Below are 17,970 nucleotides of genomic sequence, written 5' to 3' on the forward strand. Positions count from 1 at the left end.
CTGCGGGTGGGTCAGATCACCCCGTGCAGCGGTGGTGGCGTGTCATGCAGCAGCGCACGACCGATGTGCTGGTACTTCCACCGGATCGGGTCGTGCAGGGTGTGGGTGCGAGCGTTGCGCCAATAGTGGTGCAGATTAAGATCCGCTGCGGCGCTGCGTGTTCCGCCTACTTCGAACAATGCGGCCGACACCTCGTTCGCAGCTCGGTCGGCGAGCACCTTGACCGTGGCGACGGCTAGCGATGCCTGCGCAGCCGATTCCGGTGCGTCGACACCGCCCGACAAGCCATGCGTCGCGGCATCGACGGCTGCACCCGCCGCGGCGAGCGTCGCCTCCGCCGCGGCAACCGCGACGGACAGCTCGCCGAATCGCTGGATCAGCAGGGGGTCGTCCACCGCTCGGGTGACGCCCGCTTCGAACCACGGACGGCTGAAAGTCCGGACGAATTCCGTTGCCGCCGTGAGTGCGCCACGGGCGATGCCCGCGTCGATCGCCGCATGCAGCAGTTGGGCGAAGGCACCGTATCCAGTGGGTGCGTGGACCGCGGCCGAGCGCGCGATCAGCTGGTCACGCTCCACGACAACGCCCTCGAATGACACGGTCCCGCTACCGGTCGTGCGCTGCCCGAGGCCGTTCCAGTCGTCGATGATGCGCACGCCCGGCGTGTCCACCGGGAGAAAGGCGATGTATTCCCCCGCAGGCAGACCGCTATGAGTGTCCGGGTCCTCCAGCCGCGTGAGTACGGCGAGCACATCCGCGAAAAGCGAACCGGTGCAGTAGTACTTGACGCCATCGATGCGGAACCGGCCGGCAGTCGGCCGTACGGTTGTCGCGATATCGGCGACCGTCGCACTGCCCCGTTCGGACTGTGCGTTGGCAATCCGCCCGCCGTCGAGCACCCTCGCGAAATAGCGCCGCCGCTGCGCCTCGGAACCCGCCAGGCGCAATAGATTCAGGTAGACGAAGTGACTGTGGGGGATCTGCGCGATATTCGGATCCGCCGCGGCGAGAATTCGCACCACCTCGGCCACCGCGCTCGGCGGTAGATCTGCGCCGCCATACGGCGACGGCACCGTCACGGCGAGCAGCCCGCTGGCCGCGAGCCGATCAATCTCCTGGTGCGGCAACTCCCGATCGCGGTCGCGCGCGGCCGCCCCCGACGCGAAGTCGGCCGCGAGTTGGGTTGCGATCGACCGTGCCTGCGCCGCGGACTCGAGACGGTCGGCGCTGACCGCGGTCATCGGCTACCCACCGCGGCAGGCGTGCGCGCCGCCTCCAGTTCGCGCACCAGCGGCAGCACCTTCGCCCACATCCCCTTGTGGTCCTTCGTGGCGGCGCCCGCCTGCTGTACCGCTTCCCGGAATCCTTCGACCGCAGGCTTGTTGGCCTTCGCCACGATTTCGCGCAGGGTGTCGCGCGCTTCCTTCTCGGTGTCGCGGGCAATGATGAAGCCGTTCAGTCCGAACTTCACTTCCCGGTCGTGCGCCCTGGCAACCGCGCGCACATCGTCCAGTTGTTCGATAACGCCGTCGAAGTCCATGTTGAGCGGCTTCGGCTTCAGCGTGAAATCACGGATGCGGTAGAAGTCGCCGCCGTAGTTCACATTGTCCTCGGTCCAGATCTTTCGGATCACCTCGAGGAATTCGGCACTGCGCCGGTAGCGTTCGTCGTGCTCGAGCCACGGCTCCCCGAGCGCGGTGAATTCGCCCGCAAACCAACCGGATACGACATTGATAGCGAATCTGCCGTTCGAGAGGTGGTCGGCGGTGGCGCCGAACTCGGCGAGTACAGCCGGGTGCCACAGTCCGGGATGGATCGCAGCGATAACCTTCAACCGCTCGGTCGCGCCGAGCAGTGCCAGGCTGAACGAGGTCGACTCGTGCTGGAATTCGGCACCGTAGGAGGCGGTGTAGCGCACCTGTGAGAGCGCGTACTCGAAGCCGTTGTTCTCCGCGGTCTGTGCCAGCTTCTTGTTGTATTCGAAATCCCAGCCGGTGCGCTGTTCGATATCGCTGGTGACCAGTCCCCCGCTGACATTGGGCACCCAGTAGGCGAACCGGATCTGCTCGGCGATGTTCTCCGTGGTCATGGCTGCTCCAATGTTGTGGGGGAACCCGTCGATCGGAGGCCGGGCAAAGCCGTGCACCCGGCGCTCCTTCTACTCCAACACCGGAATCCGGTCGGCACGAGGGTTTGAATCTGTGCGATCGGATCGGTGTATTCGCGGACGTCGCGACCGACGTGAGATCCGCTGCCGCCGCAATGGGAAGAAACGGAATGCTCTGCTCCGATGCAAATGTCCTAGGATTCACCCATGTCGTTTACTGTTCCCGACCTCTCCGGCGACCGGTCCGAGCAGTACCGCCAGCTCGTCGAACAGGCCGAAGCGCTGGTTACCGGCGAGCCCGACCGCATCGCCAATGCCGCCAACCTCGCCTCGCTGGTATTCCACGCACTGCCCGACCTGAACTGGGTCGGCTTCTACTTCTACGACGGGCGCGAACTGGTCGTAGGGCCGTTCCAGGGCAAACCGGCATGCGTCCGAATCGCACTCGGGAAAGGTGTCTGCGGCACCGCCGCCGATACCTGGGAAACCCAACTCGTGCCCGACGTGCACGCCTTTCCCGGACATATCGCGTGCGACGGTGACACTCGCTCCGAAATCGTGGTGCCGCTGATCCGCGACGGCGAACTCATCGGTGTCTTCGATCTCGACAGCCCGCGTCCGGACCGCTTCGACGCGATCGACCAATACGGCTTGGAAGCCGTGGCCCACGTCTTTCTCGCCGCCGGTTAAGATTCCGGTTCGGTCGAGTCGGTGGACTCGACCTGCGCCATTTTCACCAGAACTCCGTGCAGCACTGTCGCCAGGCTGCCGGCCCGCTCCCCGCGGAGCACGACCTCGGTGAACCCTTCGACCAATGCCTTACCTGGGTCGAGCAGACCGCCACCGAAACCTCCTCCGCCACGCAGACTCTCGGTGATCAGTGTGCGCTGCGCCTCCTGGCGCGCACGGAAGTTACCCGCGGTATCGAGTGCTCGTCCGAACTCGCGAACGATCGTCGTGTACACCGGCCGCTCGTCGTCGCCGCGCCGATCGGCACCTGTTCCGGCTATCGACCCCGCAGGCCGGCCCCAGTTCGCGACGGCAGCCTTGTCGAGGACGATCCATGTCGCCGGGGGGCCCGATTGCCCTGCGCCCGAAACCCGATCCCGCACCAGGCGCGACGGCATGCCGTCGCCGCCTTCAGCGATCTCGATGCCGCGCAAGGGGATCGGGTACTTCGCGAGCAGTTCGTCGACTGCAACCGCGATCTCGCGAACGGTGGGTTCATCGACGCCCGCACTATCGAATCCGACGATCTCCAGGTCGTGCCGAACTGCCATCTCCCGTGCGATCCGCATGATTTCGCCATCGGTCGCGGTGCTGGTCGGCCGACGAGACACTACGGAATCCGGGTGGCGAGATGGCGCCCGCCAACGACCAGGTGGAGACGGTACGGCCCTAGCCCCAGCACTCAACACGTGGGGTGTATCCGACGCATAAGGCGTACCCGACGAATGGGGTTGGCTCGGCATATAAGACGTACCCGACGCATGCGACTGACTCGGCACATGCGACGTACCCGACACATGCGACTGACCCGACACATGCGACGTACCCGACACATGCGACTGACCCGGCACATGCGACGTACCCGACACATGCGACGTACCCGACACATGCGACTGACTCGGCACATGCGACGTACCCGACGCGCGGGGCGTACTCGGCACATGGGGCGCAGACGCGCGGGAGGGCGCAGTGGACGCCGGTGCACAGCGTGTGACAGGTTTCGACCACGGCGTTTCCGCTGAACTTCGAGACCAGGGGGTAGGTTTCGCCTTTCGAACGACGCCACTGTCTCGGCCGACCGGACCGTTGACATTCACGACGACCGCAGTCGGGGCCGTGACGGGCGACGGTATCGAGTGGTGGGAAGCGGGGATCGGCGCGTCGGCGTCTCGATCGCGTTGGTCAGCGTCCGAGTGTGCCTCAGCACTCGCAATGGTGGCCTTCAATTCGGCGACGGTTCGATTCGCCTCCGAGATGAGGCGTTCCAGGGCCGACACCATCGCGCGTAATTCGCCCGAATCGATCCGTAGCGACTGACTCACCGGTGTCTCCTGCTTGTCGGTCCGGCGGTCAGGATCGTGCCGAGTCTGTTCGTGCCCCAGCGTTCCGATCTCACGTTGGTGCGTCGACTGATTGTCTCGCAAACCTGTGCCACTCGACTCTGCCCGACACCTCCCAGCATGGGGAAGGCAGGACAATGAGAGATCGATAGTGAAATGTAATCACACCATCGGCGCTGCGCCGGGTCTGCGTGCAGCGCCGGTCGACCGAATGCTCACCGGCGAGCCCATGGCGCCGAAACCGGAATTTCCGTGCGGCAGATAGGCATCGGCGAGCGGCTGCGCACCGGCGGCGTCATTCGGCCGTCCTGCGCCGCCGGTGCTGTGGCACGAACTCGATCAGCGTTCTTCGTACCGAATGTCGTAGGCGGCGGCGATCGGGTTGATCTTCGCCGGGTCCAGTTCGCCATCGGTCAGTACGGCGGGCCCGGCCTCGAACAGGTCCTCGAGGTAGTGCTCCCAGCCTCCGGGCGAGGAAATCTGCAGAACGCGCGGGGGCGGCGTCGAGACGCAGCGCAGCGCATGCGGAATGCCGCGCGGCAACAACGTGAACGTCCCCTGCTTCGCGGTGTAGGTGCGGTCGTCGTAGTCGATCCCCAGTTCGCCCTCGAGGACGTAGATGCCCTCGTCGGCCGTGTGGTGGATGTGTCGCGGAATGTCCCTGGCGACAGTCACTTCGAGCAGCGAGAACCGGCCGTCGGTGTCTGCGGTCATCGCTTTCACGGCGAATGCGGGCGGCATCGGCACGCGCCCCGGTCGGACCTGGGCGGGCTCGAGAAAGATGAAGCGGTCTTCTGACATGGAAAGCTGTCCCCCATTGTGCGATACTGGAACCGGAATCCGATTCCGTTTCAATTAACACGGAGGAGTGCAGCAGTTGTCAACCCCCTCGGCTCCCGGCCGAAAAGACGCGCAGCGCAACCGGTTACGCGTACTAGAGACGGCGCGCGTGTTATTCGCCGAACGCGGCGACGAGGTACAGATGCCGGAGTTGGCGCGGGCGGCGGGCGTCGGAATCGGCACCGTGTACCGACACTTCCCCACTCGGCAGGCACTCGTCGAAGCTGCCGCCGAGCACCGATTCGCCGAGCTCGCCACGTACGCGCGCACCGAATGCCGCAGCGCGCCCGAACTGGGCCAGGGCCTCGAGCTGTATCTGACCAGGGTCGGCGAGGTGCTCGCAGGCGACCGCGGCCTCTCGGCTGCCATCGAAGCCACCCGGGCGACATCGGAGACCGAACCACGCGGCCCCGCCCTTGTCGAACTCGAATCAGCGATACAGGTGTTGATCACCGACGGGCAGGCCGCGGGAACTCTCCGGGCCGACGCCACGGTCTCGGACGTCTACATGCTCGTCGGGGCCTTGTCCGCGACCATCCGCACCGGCAGCGGTGACTGGAAGCGTTTCATCGATCTCGCCATGAACGGCTTGCGCACGGCATGAATCGGCCACCGTGACAATGAAAGCCGCCCCGGTGTCCTGGTGGACTCCGGGGCGGTCGGCGTGCGGAAACTACTGCTGGGGGTTGTCGCCCGGCTGCTGCCACGGGCGACCATGGGGATCGTCGGGTCGGTATTGCTGCGGTGGTTGCGGCTGGTCCGGCGGGAACGCCTCGTGCACGGGAAGCACCGGTTGATGCGGGGAAGGCTCGTATGAGCGCCGAGGCGGGGCCGTACCTTCGACCGGAGTGCGGGCATCCGCCTCGGCGGCGCGGACCGCGCGTTCGATGGCCGGATCGCGAGTCATATCGAACCAGCCAGCGACATCGGAATCGTCCTCCGGCTTGCTCGCCACATCGTCCACCGGCGCCGGCTCGTACCGGAACACGCCGTCCTCGCCCTTGGTGGCGAAGTTCTGCGCGAATCCTTCGAGCGCCTTGCCGAAATCACTCGGCACCAGCCACACCTTGTTCGCATCACCGCGGGCGACCAGTGGCAGCGTCTGCATATATTGGTAGGCAAGCAGTTCCGGCGTCGGCTTACCGGATTTGATTGCGGCGAAGACCTTTTCGATGGCCTTCGCCTGACCCTGCGCCTGCAGGTACGACGCGGCGCGTTCACCCTGGGCGCGCAGGATGCGGCTCTGCCGTTCGCCTTCGGCCGCGAGGATCGCCGACTGCTTGGCGCCCTCGGCGGACAGAATCGCGGCCTGCTTGGTGCCCTCGGCCGTCTTGATCTGCGACTCCCGCGTGCCCTCCGCGGTGAGGATCATCGCGCGTTTCTCGCGGTCGGCCTTCATTTGTTTTTCCATCGACTCCTGGATCGACGGCGGCGGATCGATGCTCTTCAACTCGACCCGCGCGACGCGAAGACCCCAGCGCCCGGTCGCCTCGTCCAGCACGCCGCGCAATTGCCCGTTGATCTGGTCACGCGAGGTCAGCGTCTGTTCCAGCGTCATGCCGCCGACCACATTGCGCAGTGTCGTCACGGTCAGCTGCTCGACCGCCGCGATGTAGTTGCTGATCTCGTACACCGCTGCCTGCGGGCTGGTCACCTGGAAGTACACGACCGTGTCGATGTGCAGCGTCAGGTTGTCCTCGGTGATCACCGGCTGCGGCGGGAACGACACCACCCGCTCGCGCAGATCCACCTTCGCCCTGATCCGATCGGCGAAGGGCACCAGGAACGTCAACTGGCCGGACACGGTCCGCGAATACCGGCCAAGCCGCTCGATGACGGCCGCCTCGGCCTGCGGCACCAGCGCGATCGACTTGAAGACCACCACTACTACCAGCAACACAAGGACGGCGGCAACGATCAGTACAGCCATTACGGCCCCTTCCAGACGACGGCGGTCGCGCCGTCGATCTTCATGACGAACACCTTGGTCCCCTCCGGATATTCTTCGGTCGGATCGAGCGGGCGGGCGGTCCACACTTCGCCGCCGAGCTTCACCTGCCCGCTGTGCTCGGTCACCGGTTCCAGCACCAGCGCGGACTTGCCGGGCAGCGCGTCCACATTCGTCGGTATCAGCGGCGGCTTTCCGTAGTGCCGCAACAGAACCGGACGCACACCCAGCATCAGCACGATCGACACCACCGCGAAGACGATCGCGTCCACAATCACCGATGTGTCTGCGGCGAAGCTGATTCCGGCGGTGAGGAGCGCGCCGCTACCCAACATCAGCAGAGTGAGATCACCGGTGAGCATCTCCGCCGCCGCGAGCAGAATCCCCGCGACCAGCCAAACAATTGCGGCCACAAAACCACTGTAGTGGTCCGGACCTCATCTGGGGCGCGACAGACATAAGATCAGACCCCGCTGCCGCCGAAATACCGATGGGTAGAGACATACCGACGCCGGACGCAACCTCCCGCTCACCGAGCCGTGGACGTAGGTTGCCCGCCGCGCCGGGCCCAGATGGCCCACCCAGCGGCCCAGGCACGGTAGCTTCGGGCCCGTGAGTTCGCGTGACATGTATGGCAACGACATCTTCGGCGGGCACTCGCGCAAGCAGCAGCGGACAGTACCGCAGGTGGCGGCGGAGCGAGATCTTGTCGTCGAGGATGCGGCCACCGGATTCTGCGGCGCCGTGGTCGGATTCGATCGCAGCTACGACGGTGAATTCGTGAAGCTGGAAGACGCGCGCGGCGCGGTCCGACTGTTCGCGCTCCGCGAGGCCGCGTTCTTGATCGACGGCCGACCCGTCACTCTGATCCGGCCCACCGCCACCACGTCGAAAAAGGACACCCGCTCGGCGTCCGGCTCCACCCGGGTCGAGGGATTGCGCGCCCGCGTCGCCCGAACCAGCCGGATCTGGGTGGAGGGCGTGCACGACGCCGCCCTTGTCGAACGGGTCTGGGGCCACGACCTGCGCGTCGAGGGCGTCGTAGTGGAACATCTGGAAGGCCTGGACAACCTCGCCGAGCGCCTCATCGAATTCGATCCCGGCCCCGGCCGCAAGGTCGGCGTGCTTGTCGACCATTTGGTCACCGGCTCGAAGGAAACCCAATTGACCACCGGCCTCGGCCCGCACGTCCTCGTCACCGGCCACCCCTTCATCGATGTCTGGCAGGCGGTCCGTCCGGCCACCGTCGGAATCGAAGCCTGGCCGGCCGTACCACGCGGCGAGGACTGGAAAACCGGCATCTGCCGCCGTCTCGGCTGGGGCACCCCCCAGGAGGGCTGGCGGCGTGTCTACAACGCCGTCGAGTCCTTCCGCGACCTCGAATCCCCGCTCATCGGCGCGGTGGAGCGTCTCATCGATTTCGTCACCGAACCCGAGGAGTAGACGGCGCGCCCGACTTATCCGATTTCACCGAAACTCTCGCTCGGGCGGCCGACCTGGCCGGGACGTCGATCCGACCGCGCCGCCGCACTCTGCAAGACTCGACGGGTGACCGACCATCGTGACGTGGACGCAACCCGGCTCGCTACCGATTCGCTCGCGCAAGGCGATCCGACCGGATGGTTCGAGCAACTGTATGCCGCCGCGGAGGCTGGCTCCGCCATCGTGCCGTGGGATGCCGACGAACCCAATCCACTGCTGGTCGACTGGGCCGAGCGGCATGAGCCCGCGGGCGTCGGCGGGCGGGCACTCGTGGTCGGCAGTGGGCTCGGGCGAGACGCGGAACATGTTGTGCGGCTCGGCTTCCGCACCACGGCGTTCGATATTTCGGAGACCGCGATTCGCACCACGCGCGAGCGCTTCCCCAATTCTCCGGTGGACTATGTGGTGGCCGATCTGCTCGATCCGCCCGCCGAGTGGACCGGCGCATTCGACCTCGTGGTGGAGTCCATCACTGTGCAGTCGATGCCGCCGTCCGTCCGCGCCGACGCGATTGCGCATGTCGCGGGCATGGTGGCGCCGGGCGGTGAGCTCTTGGTGATCTCCGGCATCCGGGTGGACGGTGAGCATGTGGACGGACCGCCATGGCCGCTGACCCGCGCGGAGATCGAATCGTTCGCGGTCGACGGGCTCGAACCTATTCGGATCGAGCAGGTATCCCTCCCTACCAGGCCGGACGCGTATCGCTGGCGCGCAGTGTTCCGCATGGTCTGACACCAATGAGTTAACCATGCACATTTCGAATCAGTCGGGCCATCGATGCACGCAGCTCACCGGGGTACCCGGCATGGATGCCCCCGAGTAGCGATCACCCTTTATGCTCGATGATTATGTGCTCTCCTAGTGCCACGCTGACGGTGTGGGCCGGCTCATGGCTGGCCGGATGCAGCGCGCCCGACGACATCCTGGAGGCTTTGTACGCCTGGGCGCCGCAGCACACCATTGCCGCCGGTGACCCGGTGACCGGCGGTCGCGACGATCTGCCGTGGTCCTCGCGTGGCAACCTGCCCGGTACCGGAGTCATGGCGTTGCTCAAGGTGATTCGCGAGACCATGGCGCAACCGGGCGCACAGCTGCGACTGGTGCTGCCGGTACCGGGCGATGTGCGCGGCCTGCCGACCGGCACCGTATTCGCCGCCGACGCCGTCGACACCGGCGAGGGCTTGCTCATCGGCGTCCCGGGAGCCGATGGCACCGGCCTGATTCCGCAATGGACCGACGACGACACCCTGCAGTGGACCCTCTACAGCACACCCATCCCGCCGGCCCCCGGTCCGGACATGTCGCTCGGCGAGGCCGAATACGCCATGCGCGAAGCCGTCCGCGACGCCGCCGACGCTCTGATGCAGCTGCACACCACCTCGGTCAACGCCGCCGATTCCGACCCGCGCGAACTCATCGAGGCCGAGCTCGCCGATTACTCCAAGCACGACTACCCCGAGTCGATTCCGTTGCGTGCCAGGCGAATTCTGAACACGGCCGACCATGTTGCCGCCATTCTCACAGTCGCGCAGCGGGAACCGGCGTCCTCCCCCACGTCGGCAACGGCCATCGGCGCGCAAGAAGACCTGCTTCGCCCACTCTGGGATGCCCTCCGCGCCGCCCGCCTCGTCGCCGTGCACGCGGCGGCCCGCGGCACGTCCTGAGTCGGGCGAAACCATCGATCTGATCGCTCACCAGGTGGTGGCCCCCTTCTGGTTGAATGGGGCCGACCAACCCGGCTCTCCGACTCAGGGCGGTGCGCAATGGTCCTCACACAACGCAGTTGCGCGATCCTGGCCGCCGCGCTGATCAGCCTCGGTCTTCCCGCGGCGGTTCCCGCCTCGGCGATCGTGGGTGGCAGCGCCGCCGCGGCGACGGCGTACCCGTGGCTCGCCGCGATCGGCAGCCCACTCTTCCTCACCCGCGCGTCGGGACAGTTCTGCGCCGGCGCGCTCGTCGCACCGGATCAGGTGGTCACCGCGGCGCATTGCGTCCAGCTCGCCCAGCTGCTCCCACAGGCGCTCACCGTCACCTTCGGCCGCACCGACCTGCGCTCGAATGACGGAGACACCGTGCGAGTCAGAGACATTCGCATCCACCCCGGCTTCCACGACACCGACTTCGACGGCGAAACCGTCCACCACAACAACGTCGCGATCCTCACCCTGGACCGGCCACAACCGGGACCGTTCGTAGAAATCGCTACCCAGCGAGCCGATTTCGGCACGATCCTCGGGTGGGGCGCGACCGCCGAGGGTGATTACTCCAATACCGTCCTGCGCGCCGCCGTCGTCCCGCTGGTCTCCGACAGCGCCTGCGCCGCCGCGTACGGCTCGGCCTTCGATCCACGCGACATGCTCTGCGCAGGCTCTACCGAAGCGGACACCGGCCAACTCGATAGTGGCGGACCATTGCTCGTCGGCGGCGGGCTTGCGGGACTGACCTCATGGGGCAAAGGCAGCGCGCGTCCCGGCTTCCCGGGTGTCTATGCACTCCCACACCTGGATTGGTGATTGTCGGCAAACCCGATACGCCCCTGACCCCGCAGGTCAGTAGGTGGGCGGCTGCTGCGGCGGGTATTGCTGGGGCTGTTGAGGATACGGCTGCTGCCCGTACGGTTGCGGATAGCCCGGTGCGGGCGCTTGCTGCGGGTACGGCTGCGGCGAGTAGGGCTGGCCCGCCTGCTGTTGGGGATACGGCTGGCCCGGCGTCTGCGGCGCGTACTGCTGCTGCGGATAGGGCTGGCCGGGGGTCTGCTGCGGGTAGGGCTGGCCAGGGGTCTGCTGCGGGTAGGGCTGCGGCGCGTACTGCTGTTGCGGGTATTGCTGCGGCGGGTACGGCGGCGGGTTCTGCGGCAGCTGGTTCTGGTTTCTGCTGTTCGACGACGAGCGGACGACAATGACGATCGCGACGACGATGATGATCAGGCAGATGATGCCGACTACATAGGCGCCGACACTGACGCCGCCGCCGCTGCTGCTGCTGCCACGACGCCGTGCGTCGTAGGAGTCCAATGCCGACGCCCATGTGGTGCTATCGGACCAGACGTGGGTATCGAGCAGGCCTGCATTGGTCAGCAGGTCGACATAGACCATCGGGTTCCCCCTTCGCGCGGATTCGGCCCTCTTACCGAAGCCGAAAGGGATGTTATCGCAACATTGTTGATGCTCCCCAGGATGGGCAGCCGATGTGAGCAGTCCGGCACCTGGATCCGCGCCGCTGTGCGAGAGGCGGATTCACCGACCCGCAGGGGCCCTGCGACGGGGGGGAGCGCAGCAACCGACGGCGCACGGATCCCCGTTCCGTGTGCATCCATAACCCGGCACCTCGCCGAGTCTGCGCGCGGCCGTCTCTGTCACGTGCTCGCCGATCAATTCGACGACCAACTGAGCGAATCGCGGATCGGTGCCAGGAGTTGCTGCTCTGGCGAACGCCATACCCAGTTCGGCGGCTTTGCCTTTCGCCTCGTTGTCCAGGTCCCAGATCACTTCGAGGTGATCGGAGACGAAGCCGACGGGGCATACCACCACGGCATCGACAGCCTTGCCGGACAAGTCGTCGAGGTGATCGACGATGTCGGGATCGAGCCATGGGATCTGCGGTGGGCCCGAACGCGACTGCCACACCAGGTCGTAGTCGGTGAATCCGGTTGCGGCCGCGCACAACCGAGCCGCCTCGGCGACCTGACGACTGTAGAGTCTGCCGCCGTCGGCGGGCGGGCCCGCGGTGGCGTCGGCCGAGACCGGGATCGAGTGCGCGGTGAACACCAGGCGCGCCCGATCGCGGCGGTCGGCCGGAAGTTCCGCCACCGCGGCACGAATCGCATCGGCGAAGGAATCGATCAGCAGCGGATGGTCGAAATACTGTCGCAGCTTCACCAATTCCGGCGCACCCGCACCGAAAGCCGCACGCGCCCTGGTGATGTCCTCGTGGTACTGCAGGCAACCGGAGTAGCCGCCCCACGCCGAGGTCGGGAACACCAGCGCCGAGCGTACGCCGTCGGCGGCCATCCGCGCGACGGTCTCCTCGACCATCGGATGCCAGTTCCGGTTGCCGAAGTACACCGGCAGATCTATTCCGGCAGTGGCCAATTCGGCCTTTACCGCGGCGATGATGTCGAGATTGAGCGCGTTGATCGGCGAGACGCCGCCGAAGTGCAGATAGTGTTCGGCGACCTCGTCGAGACGCTCGCGCGGTACTCCCCTGCCCCGAGTGACGTTCTCCAGGAACGGCATCACGTCTTCGGGGCGTTCGGGGCCGCCGAAGGAAAGCAGCAGCAGCGCATCAAAACTCATGCTCGACCCATCCTCATGCCAGCGCCCGCCGGAATCCGCTTGCGAGTACCTCCGCCCGTGCGAAAGTTCCGACGCCGGGCCGACCGAAACGCCGGCATCCGGGCGACGGGGATACCCCGTGCCCGGATGCCGGGTGGTTCATACGCCCGGACGCCGGGAGTTTCACGCGTTCGCCGGCTCGGTTTCGCTCACCGGCGCGTCTTCGCCGAGCATGCTGGCCGGGATGGACCAGTTGTGGCTGGCGCCGCCGTCGACGTAGACGATGGAGGCGGTGGTGCCGGGCAGCCAGTCCGAGAGCAGCGCGCAGACCGACTTGGCAACCGGTGTCGGGTCGTTGACGTCCCAGCCGAGCGGGGCGTTCTCGTCCCACACCGTGTTGAGCGCCTCGAGCTTCTTGGCCTCGCCCGTCGCGGCACCGGCGATGGCCTTGGCCGCCAGCGTCTTGACAGGGCCCGCCGCAACCAGGTTGGAGCGGATGCCACGATCGCCGACCTCGCGGGCGACGTAGCGGTTCACCGACTCCAGGGTCGCCTTGGCGACGCCCATCCAGTTGTAGAACGGCACCGCCTGGCGCGGATCGAAGTCCATGCCGACGATGGAGGCGCCGTCGTTGAGCACCGGCAGCAGCGCCTTGGCAAGCGCGGCGTAGGAGTAGGCCGAAACCTCCAGCGCCACCGCGACATCCGACCACGGCGCGTCGAGGAACTCGCCGCCGATGCCGAGGCAGGAGCGCGGCGCGAACCCGATGGAGTGCACGACACCGTCGATGCCCTCGGGCGCGACCTCGCGCACGCGGTCGGCCAGCGTAGCCAGGTGCTCGACGTTCTGCACGTCCAGCTCGATGGCCGGCGGCACCGGCTGGGGCAGCCGCTGCGCGACCCGGTCGATCAGCCGCAGCCGGTCGAACCCGGTGATGAGCACCTTCGCGCCCGCCTCCTGCGCCACCTTGGCGACGTGCCAGGCGATGGACGCGTCGGTGATGATGCCGGTGACCAGAATGGTCTTGCCTTCGAGCAGTCCGCCCATGAGTTCTCGGTTCTCCTGAAAGTCGTGTGTAGGTTGCTTGCGGCCGCCGACGGTGTCGGCGCCACCCGGATTTCCGCTAGCTCAGTGGCCCATGCCCATGCCGCCGTCGACCGGGATGATCGCGCCGGAAACGTAGCGCGAATCCTCCGAGGCCAGGAAGCTGACCACGGCCGCGACGTCTTCGGGCTGGCCGAGCCGCTGCAGCGGAATGAACTTCTTGGCGGTGTCGCGCAGATCGTCGGGCAGTTCGGCCGTCATATCGGTTTCGATGAACCCCGGCGCGACGACGTTGGCGGTGATCGAGCGCGAGCCGAGCTCACGGGTGATCGAGCGCGCGAGCCCGATCACGCCCGCCTTGGAGGAGGCGTAGTTGATCTGGCCGGGGCCGCCGCCGAGACCGACGACGGAGCCGAGGAAGATCATCCGCCCCCAACGCGCCCGCAGCATGGCCCGGTTGGCCCGCTTGGCACAGCGGAACGCGCCGGTCAGATTGGCATCGATGACCTTGGTGAACTGGTCCTCGGTCATCCGCATCAGCAAGGTGTCGTCGGTGATGCCCGCGTTGGCGACCAATACCTCGACCGGTCCCTGATGCTGCTCCACCTCGGTGAAGGCGGCGTCGACCGATTCGCTGTCCGTCACATCGCATTTCACACCGAACAGCCCGTCCGGCACCCCCGACCCACGATGCGTGACGGCGACCTTGTGACCGTCGGCGAGCAGACGCTGGGCGACCGCGAGTCCGATGCCGCGGTTGCCGCCGGTCACCAGTACCGATCGGGATGTGATGTTCGACATAAAGACCAACCTATCTGTTCGAGTTCGTGCGCCGCGCCCGGGCACCACACATTCGGTGTGATGCCACAGTCGCGTCGCTCAAAGGCGAGGCCATCGGTTACGGCAGGCGTTGACGATAGAGCAATCCGGTCACGACACCCGCAGCGACGAGCAACATGCCGAGCAAAAGCCACGGCCTGCTCGCATCGCCACGGGTCATCTCGTAGCCGATCTGCTCTTCGAGGGTGTCGTAGACGGCGGTGAGCTCGGTCAGGCTCGACGCCGTATAGAAGTCGCCGCCGGACAGTTTGGCGATTTCCCGCAGTGAGTCGTCGTCGACGGGAACCTTGACCCGCTGTGCGCCGCCCTTGCCGTCCGGGTCCGGGATCTCCACCGTGCCCCACTGGGTGCCGAACGAAATCGTCGACACCGGAACGCCTTTGTTCTTGGCGAGGCGGGCCGCGGTGAATCCGTGCCGCGGATTGTCGACGTCCTTGTCGTCGGGCACGGTCTGCTTGCCGTCCGACATCAACACGATGCGGGCCGGCGGTGGTGTGCTGGCGCCGCCGAGCACCTGCGCCAGGGTCTCGATCGACTGCAGCGCGGTGAGGATGCCCTCACCGGTGGCGGTGCGCTCGGCCAGCTTGATGTTGTCGATAGAGGCCTTGACGGCTTCGCGATTCGTCGTCGGCGGCTGCATCACCGAGGCGGTGCCCGCGAAGGTGACGAAACCGAGGTTGATACCGGGGGTGAGCCCGTCGACGAATTCCTTGCCCGCCTTCTGCGCCACTTGCAGTCGGGTCGGCTCGACGTCGGTGGCCTCCATGGACAGCGAAACATCCATCACCAGAACGACTGTCGCGCGATTGCGCGGCACCTTCTTGACCGCCGTCGGTCCGGCGGCGGCGATGGTGAGGAACATCAGCCCGACCAGCATCAGCGCGATCGGCACATGCCGGATCGGACTCGGCCGCGCCGGTGCGACCTTTTCCAGCATCTCCATGTTGCTGAAGCGCAGCATGTGCTTGTGCCTGCTGCGCTGAACAAGGATGTAGCCGAGCGCGATCAGCCCGATGACGGCGAGGAAGCCCAGCCAGATGAGCGCGGTGAAATGCGAAATACTCACTGCCGCGCCACCTTTCCGGTCGGCGTGCCGAAGGCATGGCGCCGGGTGGATACGAACCGGACCACGTCGGCGATCCAGTCCCGATCGGTCTGCAGCGTCATGACCGGCGCGCCGCAACTGCGCAACGCCTGCTCGACCTGCTCACGGTGCCGCTGTGCGGCGCTCGCGAAATCGGCGCGCAGTGTCGGCGTCACGCTGAATTCGCGGGTGCGCCCGGTCTCCGGGTCGTGCAGCACCACATCACCCATGTCGGGCAGCGACAGGTCGCGCGGATCGAGCACCTCCACCGCGAGCAGATCGTGGCGCGCGGAGATCGCGCGCAGCGAGCGCTGCCAGTCGATGTCGCCGAGGAAATCGCTGATGACGACCGCGAGGCCGCGCTTGCGTTGCGGACGGCGCAGGGACTCGATGCCCGCACGCAGGTCACCGCGCACGCCGTCGGGGGCGTGCGGAGTGGTCGCGATGCTGCGCAGCAGCGACTGGGCGTGCACACGACCGCTGCGCGCGGGAATTCGGACCAACTGCTCACCGGTGGCGACGACCGCGCCGATCCGGTTGCCGCCGCCACTGGTGAGGTGGGTGATCGCGGCCGCGGCGGCGATCGCGAGATCGCGCTTCTGGCAGTAGGCGGTGCCGAAATCCAGACTGGCCGACAGGTCGACGACCATCCAGGTTTCCAGTTCCCGGTCGGCGATCATCTGCCGAACATGCGGATGGGTGGTGCGGGCGGTGACGGACCAATCCATTTGCCGCACATCGTCACCCGGCTGATACGTGCGGGCCTCTCCCGGCTCCGAGCCGGGGCCGGGAATCAGACCTTGATAATCGCCGTGCAGCACGCCGTCGAGCCGACGACGCACAGTGAGCTCGAGCGACTTCAGCGCCGCCGACAACTTCGGATCGGTCAGCTCTCCTGCTCGAAACGACGGCGGTGCGTGTGATGACATCGTCACTCGTGGAACCGGGTCGGATGCTCGGGTCACTTGGGCTGGTTATTGCCGGCGGTCTGCGGAATCTGCCCGACAGGCGGCTGCGGGACCGCCTGCTGCTGCGGGACCGGGGGCTGCGGAATCGACTGTTGCGGCAGCTGCGGCGCACCGTGCGGACCCATCGCGGGCGGCGCGGCAGGAGCGGGCGCGGCCTGCGCGCCCGGCACCATGGCTTGCGGCGCGACCTGCGGCAGACCGATGGTCTGCAGCACGCGCTTGATCACATCGTCCGGGCTGACCTCGTCGGCCAGCGCGTCGTAGGACAGCACCAGGCGGTGGCGCAGCACATCCGGGATGACCTCGACCACGTCCTGCGGCACCACGTAGTCGCGGCCGCGGATCAGGGCGACCGCGCGGGCCGCGGCGATGATGCCGAGGCTGGCACGCGGCGAGGCGCCGTAGGAGATCCAGCTCGCCACATCCTGCATGCCGAATTCGGCAGGCGTGCGGGTCGCCGCGATCACCCGGACCACGTAATCGACCAGCGCGTGGTGCACGAACGTGTTGGCCGCCAGCTTCTGCAGCCGGATCAGCTCGTCAGGTTCGAGAATCTGCCTGGCCTCCGGTGGGGTGACACCCATCCGGTAGATGATCTCGCGCTCCTCCTCGACCGACGGGTAGTCGACGACGACCTTGAAAAGGAAGCGGTCGCGCTGCGCCTCCGGCAGCGGGTACACACCCTCGCTCTCGATCGGGTTCTGCGTCGCCATGACGAGGAACGGATCGGGCATCGGGTAGGTCTTGCCACCGATCGACACGTGCCGCTCTGCCATCACCTCGAGCAGTGCCGACTGCACCTTGGCGGGCGCGCGGTTGATTTCGTCGGCGAGTAGGAAGTTCGCGACCACCGGTCCGAGTTCGGTATCGAACTGCTCGCGGCCCTGCCGGTAGATCCGGGTACCGATGAGGTCGGTGGGCACCAGGTCCGGGGTGAATTGCACCCGGGAGAACGAGCCGCCGACGACCTTGGCAAAGGTCTCCACCGCAAGGGTCTTCGCGATACCGGGCACACCCTCGAGCAAGACGTGGCCACGCGCGAGCACACCGACGAGCAGCCGCTCGACCAGTCGATCCTGGCCCACGATAACCCGCTTGACCTCGTAGATCGCCTTCTCCAGGATCTGGACGTCACGCTCCAGGGTGCTTGGCACGGGAGCAGGCGCCTCTTTCGCCAAGCTTGCCCCGCTCACACCGTCCGTCGAAGTCACCAACATCCCCGCTTTCGCTTTGGTCCTGTGCGTGCTGCCACAACTATTCCAGGTAATGGCCGCAAACGCCGCAACCGGCTCCGACAGTACGGGAATCCGGTGG

General features: G+C 66.7%; 19 protein-coding genes. 6 read left to right on the forward strand and 13 right to left on the reverse strand.

Features of this window, described 5'->3' with window-relative positions; genetic code table 11:
- Positions 1-11: 11 nt before the first annotated feature.
- Positions 12-1,241, reverse strand: coding sequence for an SfnB family sulfur acquisition oxidoreductase (locus tag ACFQZZ_RS05585; protein WP_378674887.1), 1,230 nt, complete (start codon positions 1,239-1,241; stop codon positions 12-14).
- Positions 1,238-2,089: an LLM class flavin-dependent oxidoreductase gene (locus tag ACFQZZ_RS05590; RefSeq protein WP_378674890.1), complete on the reverse strand. Its 852-nt coding sequence runs from the start codon at positions 2,087-2,089 to the stop codon at positions 1,238-1,240. The genes ACFQZZ_RS05585 and ACFQZZ_RS05590 overlap by 4 nt, the downstream gene beginning before the upstream one ends.
- A 225-nt stretch (positions 2,090-2,314) precedes the next feature.
- On the opposite strand from ACFQZZ_RS05590, the gene ACFQZZ_RS05595 reads away from it, so the two are divergent.
- A complete protein-coding gene (locus ACFQZZ_RS05595; protein WP_378674892.1) occupies positions 2,315-2,797 on the forward strand; it encodes a GAF domain-containing protein in 483 nt (160 codons plus the stop codon).
- Here ACFQZZ_RS05595 and ACFQZZ_RS05600 read toward each other — a convergent pair.
- On the reverse strand, positions 2,794-3,405 hold the full coding sequence (locus ACFQZZ_RS05600) for a hypothetical protein (protein ID WP_378674895.1): 612 nt from the start codon (positions 3,403-3,405) through the stop codon (positions 2,794-2,796). The two genes, ACFQZZ_RS05595 and ACFQZZ_RS05600, sit on opposite strands and share 4 nt — an antisense overlap.
- Positions 3,406-4,515: 1,110 nt before the next feature.
- Positions 4,516-4,977 (reverse strand): cupin domain-containing protein, encoded by a 462-nt coding sequence (locus ACFQZZ_RS05605; protein WP_378674898.1) that lies wholly within the window; start codon positions 4,975-4,977, stop codon positions 4,516-4,518.
- Positions 4,978-5,053: 76 nt separating this feature from the next.
- On the opposite strand from ACFQZZ_RS05605, the gene ACFQZZ_RS05610 reads away from it, so the two are divergent.
- Complete coding sequence (locus tag ACFQZZ_RS05610) at positions 5,054-5,620, forward strand: TetR/AcrR family transcriptional regulator (protein ID WP_378674901.1); 567 nt, start codon at positions 5,054-5,056, stop codon at positions 5,618-5,620.
- Positions 5,621-5,689: 69 nt separating this feature from the next.
- On the opposite strand, the gene ACFQZZ_RS05615 is transcribed toward ACFQZZ_RS05610, so the two are convergent.
- Positions 5,690-6,946, reverse strand: coding sequence for an SPFH domain-containing protein (locus tag ACFQZZ_RS05615; RefSeq protein ID WP_378674903.1), 1,257 nt, complete (start codon positions 6,944-6,946; stop codon positions 5,690-5,692).
- Positions 6,946-7,377, reverse strand: coding sequence for an NfeD family protein (locus ACFQZZ_RS05620; protein ID WP_378674904.1), 432 nt, complete (start codon positions 7,375-7,377; stop codon positions 6,946-6,948). Before ACFQZZ_RS05620 ends, ACFQZZ_RS05615 begins: the two co-directional genes overlap by 1 nt.
- A 214-nt stretch (positions 7,378-7,591) precedes the next feature.
- Between ACFQZZ_RS05620 and ACFQZZ_RS05625 the strand changes: the two genes are divergently transcribed.
- From ACFQZZ_RS05625 to ACFQZZ_RS05640, 4 genes are all read left to right on the forward strand, one after another.
- Positions 7,592-8,407, forward strand: a complete 816-nt coding sequence (locus ACFQZZ_RS05625; protein WP_378676389.1) for a DUF3097 domain-containing protein — start codon at positions 7,592-7,594, stop codon at positions 8,405-8,407.
- A 105-nt stretch (positions 8,408-8,512) separates the two neighbouring features.
- A complete protein-coding gene (locus ACFQZZ_RS05630) occupies positions 8,513-9,178 on the forward strand; it encodes a class I SAM-dependent methyltransferase (RefSeq protein WP_378674907.1) in 666 nt (221 codons plus the stop codon).
- A 116-nt stretch (positions 9,179-9,294) separates the two neighbouring features.
- Positions 9,295-10,110 carry a hypothetical protein gene (locus ACFQZZ_RS05635; RefSeq protein WP_378674910.1) on the forward strand — a complete coding sequence of 272 codons (816 nt, stop codon included), beginning with the start codon at positions 9,295-9,297 and terminating at the stop codon, positions 10,108-10,110.
- 99 nt (positions 10,111-10,209) lie between these two features.
- Positions 10,210-10,959 carry a S1 family peptidase gene (locus ACFQZZ_RS05640; protein ID WP_378674912.1) on the forward strand — a complete coding sequence of 250 codons (750 nt, stop codon included), beginning with the start codon at positions 10,210-10,212 and terminating at the stop codon, positions 10,957-10,959.
- Positions 10,960-10,995: 36 nt separating this feature from the next.
- Here the strand turns inward: ACFQZZ_RS05640 and ACFQZZ_RS05645 are convergent, their stop codons facing one another.
- From ACFQZZ_RS05645 to ACFQZZ_RS05675, 7 genes are all read right to left on the reverse strand, one after another.
- Positions 10,996-11,541: a hypothetical protein gene (locus tag ACFQZZ_RS05645; protein WP_378674915.1), complete on the reverse strand. Its 546-nt coding sequence runs from the start codon at positions 11,539-11,541 to the stop codon at positions 10,996-10,998.
- Between the two features lie 141 nt (positions 11,542-11,682).
- On the reverse strand, positions 11,683-12,741 hold the full coding sequence (locus tag ACFQZZ_RS05650; RefSeq protein ID WP_378674918.1) for a ferrochelatase: 1,059 nt from the start codon (positions 12,739-12,741) through the stop codon (positions 11,683-11,685).
- Positions 12,742-12,903: 162 nt separating this feature from the next.
- Positions 12,904-13,767: an NADH-dependent enoyl-ACP reductase InhA gene (gene inhA / locus ACFQZZ_RS05655; RefSeq protein ID WP_378674921.1), complete on the reverse strand. Its 864-nt coding sequence runs from the start codon at positions 13,765-13,767 to the stop codon at positions 12,904-12,906.
- A gap of 81 nt (positions 13,768-13,848) precedes the next feature.
- Complete coding sequence (gene fabG1 / locus ACFQZZ_RS05660) at positions 13,849-14,565, reverse strand: 3-oxoacyl-ACP reductase FabG1 (protein WP_378674924.1); 717 nt, start codon at positions 14,563-14,565, stop codon at positions 13,849-13,851.
- Between the two features lie 97 nt (positions 14,566-14,662).
- The gene (locus ACFQZZ_RS05665; protein WP_378674927.1) at positions 14,663-15,670 is read right to left on the reverse strand and encodes a VWA domain-containing protein; all 1,008 of its coding nucleotides are present in this window, start codon (positions 15,668-15,670) and stop codon (positions 14,663-14,665) included.
- Positions 15,667-16,617, reverse strand: a complete 951-nt coding sequence (locus ACFQZZ_RS05670) for a DUF58 domain-containing protein (RefSeq protein WP_378674930.1) — start codon at positions 16,615-16,617, stop codon at positions 15,667-15,669. Before ACFQZZ_RS05670 ends, ACFQZZ_RS05665 begins: the two co-directional genes overlap by 4 nt.
- Before the next feature lie 32 nt (positions 16,618-16,649).
- Positions 16,650-17,873 (reverse strand): AAA family ATPase, encoded by a 1,224-nt coding sequence (locus ACFQZZ_RS05675; RefSeq protein ID WP_378674933.1) that lies wholly within the window; start codon positions 17,871-17,873, stop codon positions 16,650-16,652.
- Positions 17,874-17,970 lie beyond the last annotated feature (97 nt).

It is taken from the genome of Nocardia sp. GCM10030253 (assembly GCF_042675075.1).
GTDB lineage: Bacteria > Actinomycetota > Actinomycetes > Mycobacteriales > Mycobacteriaceae > Nocardia.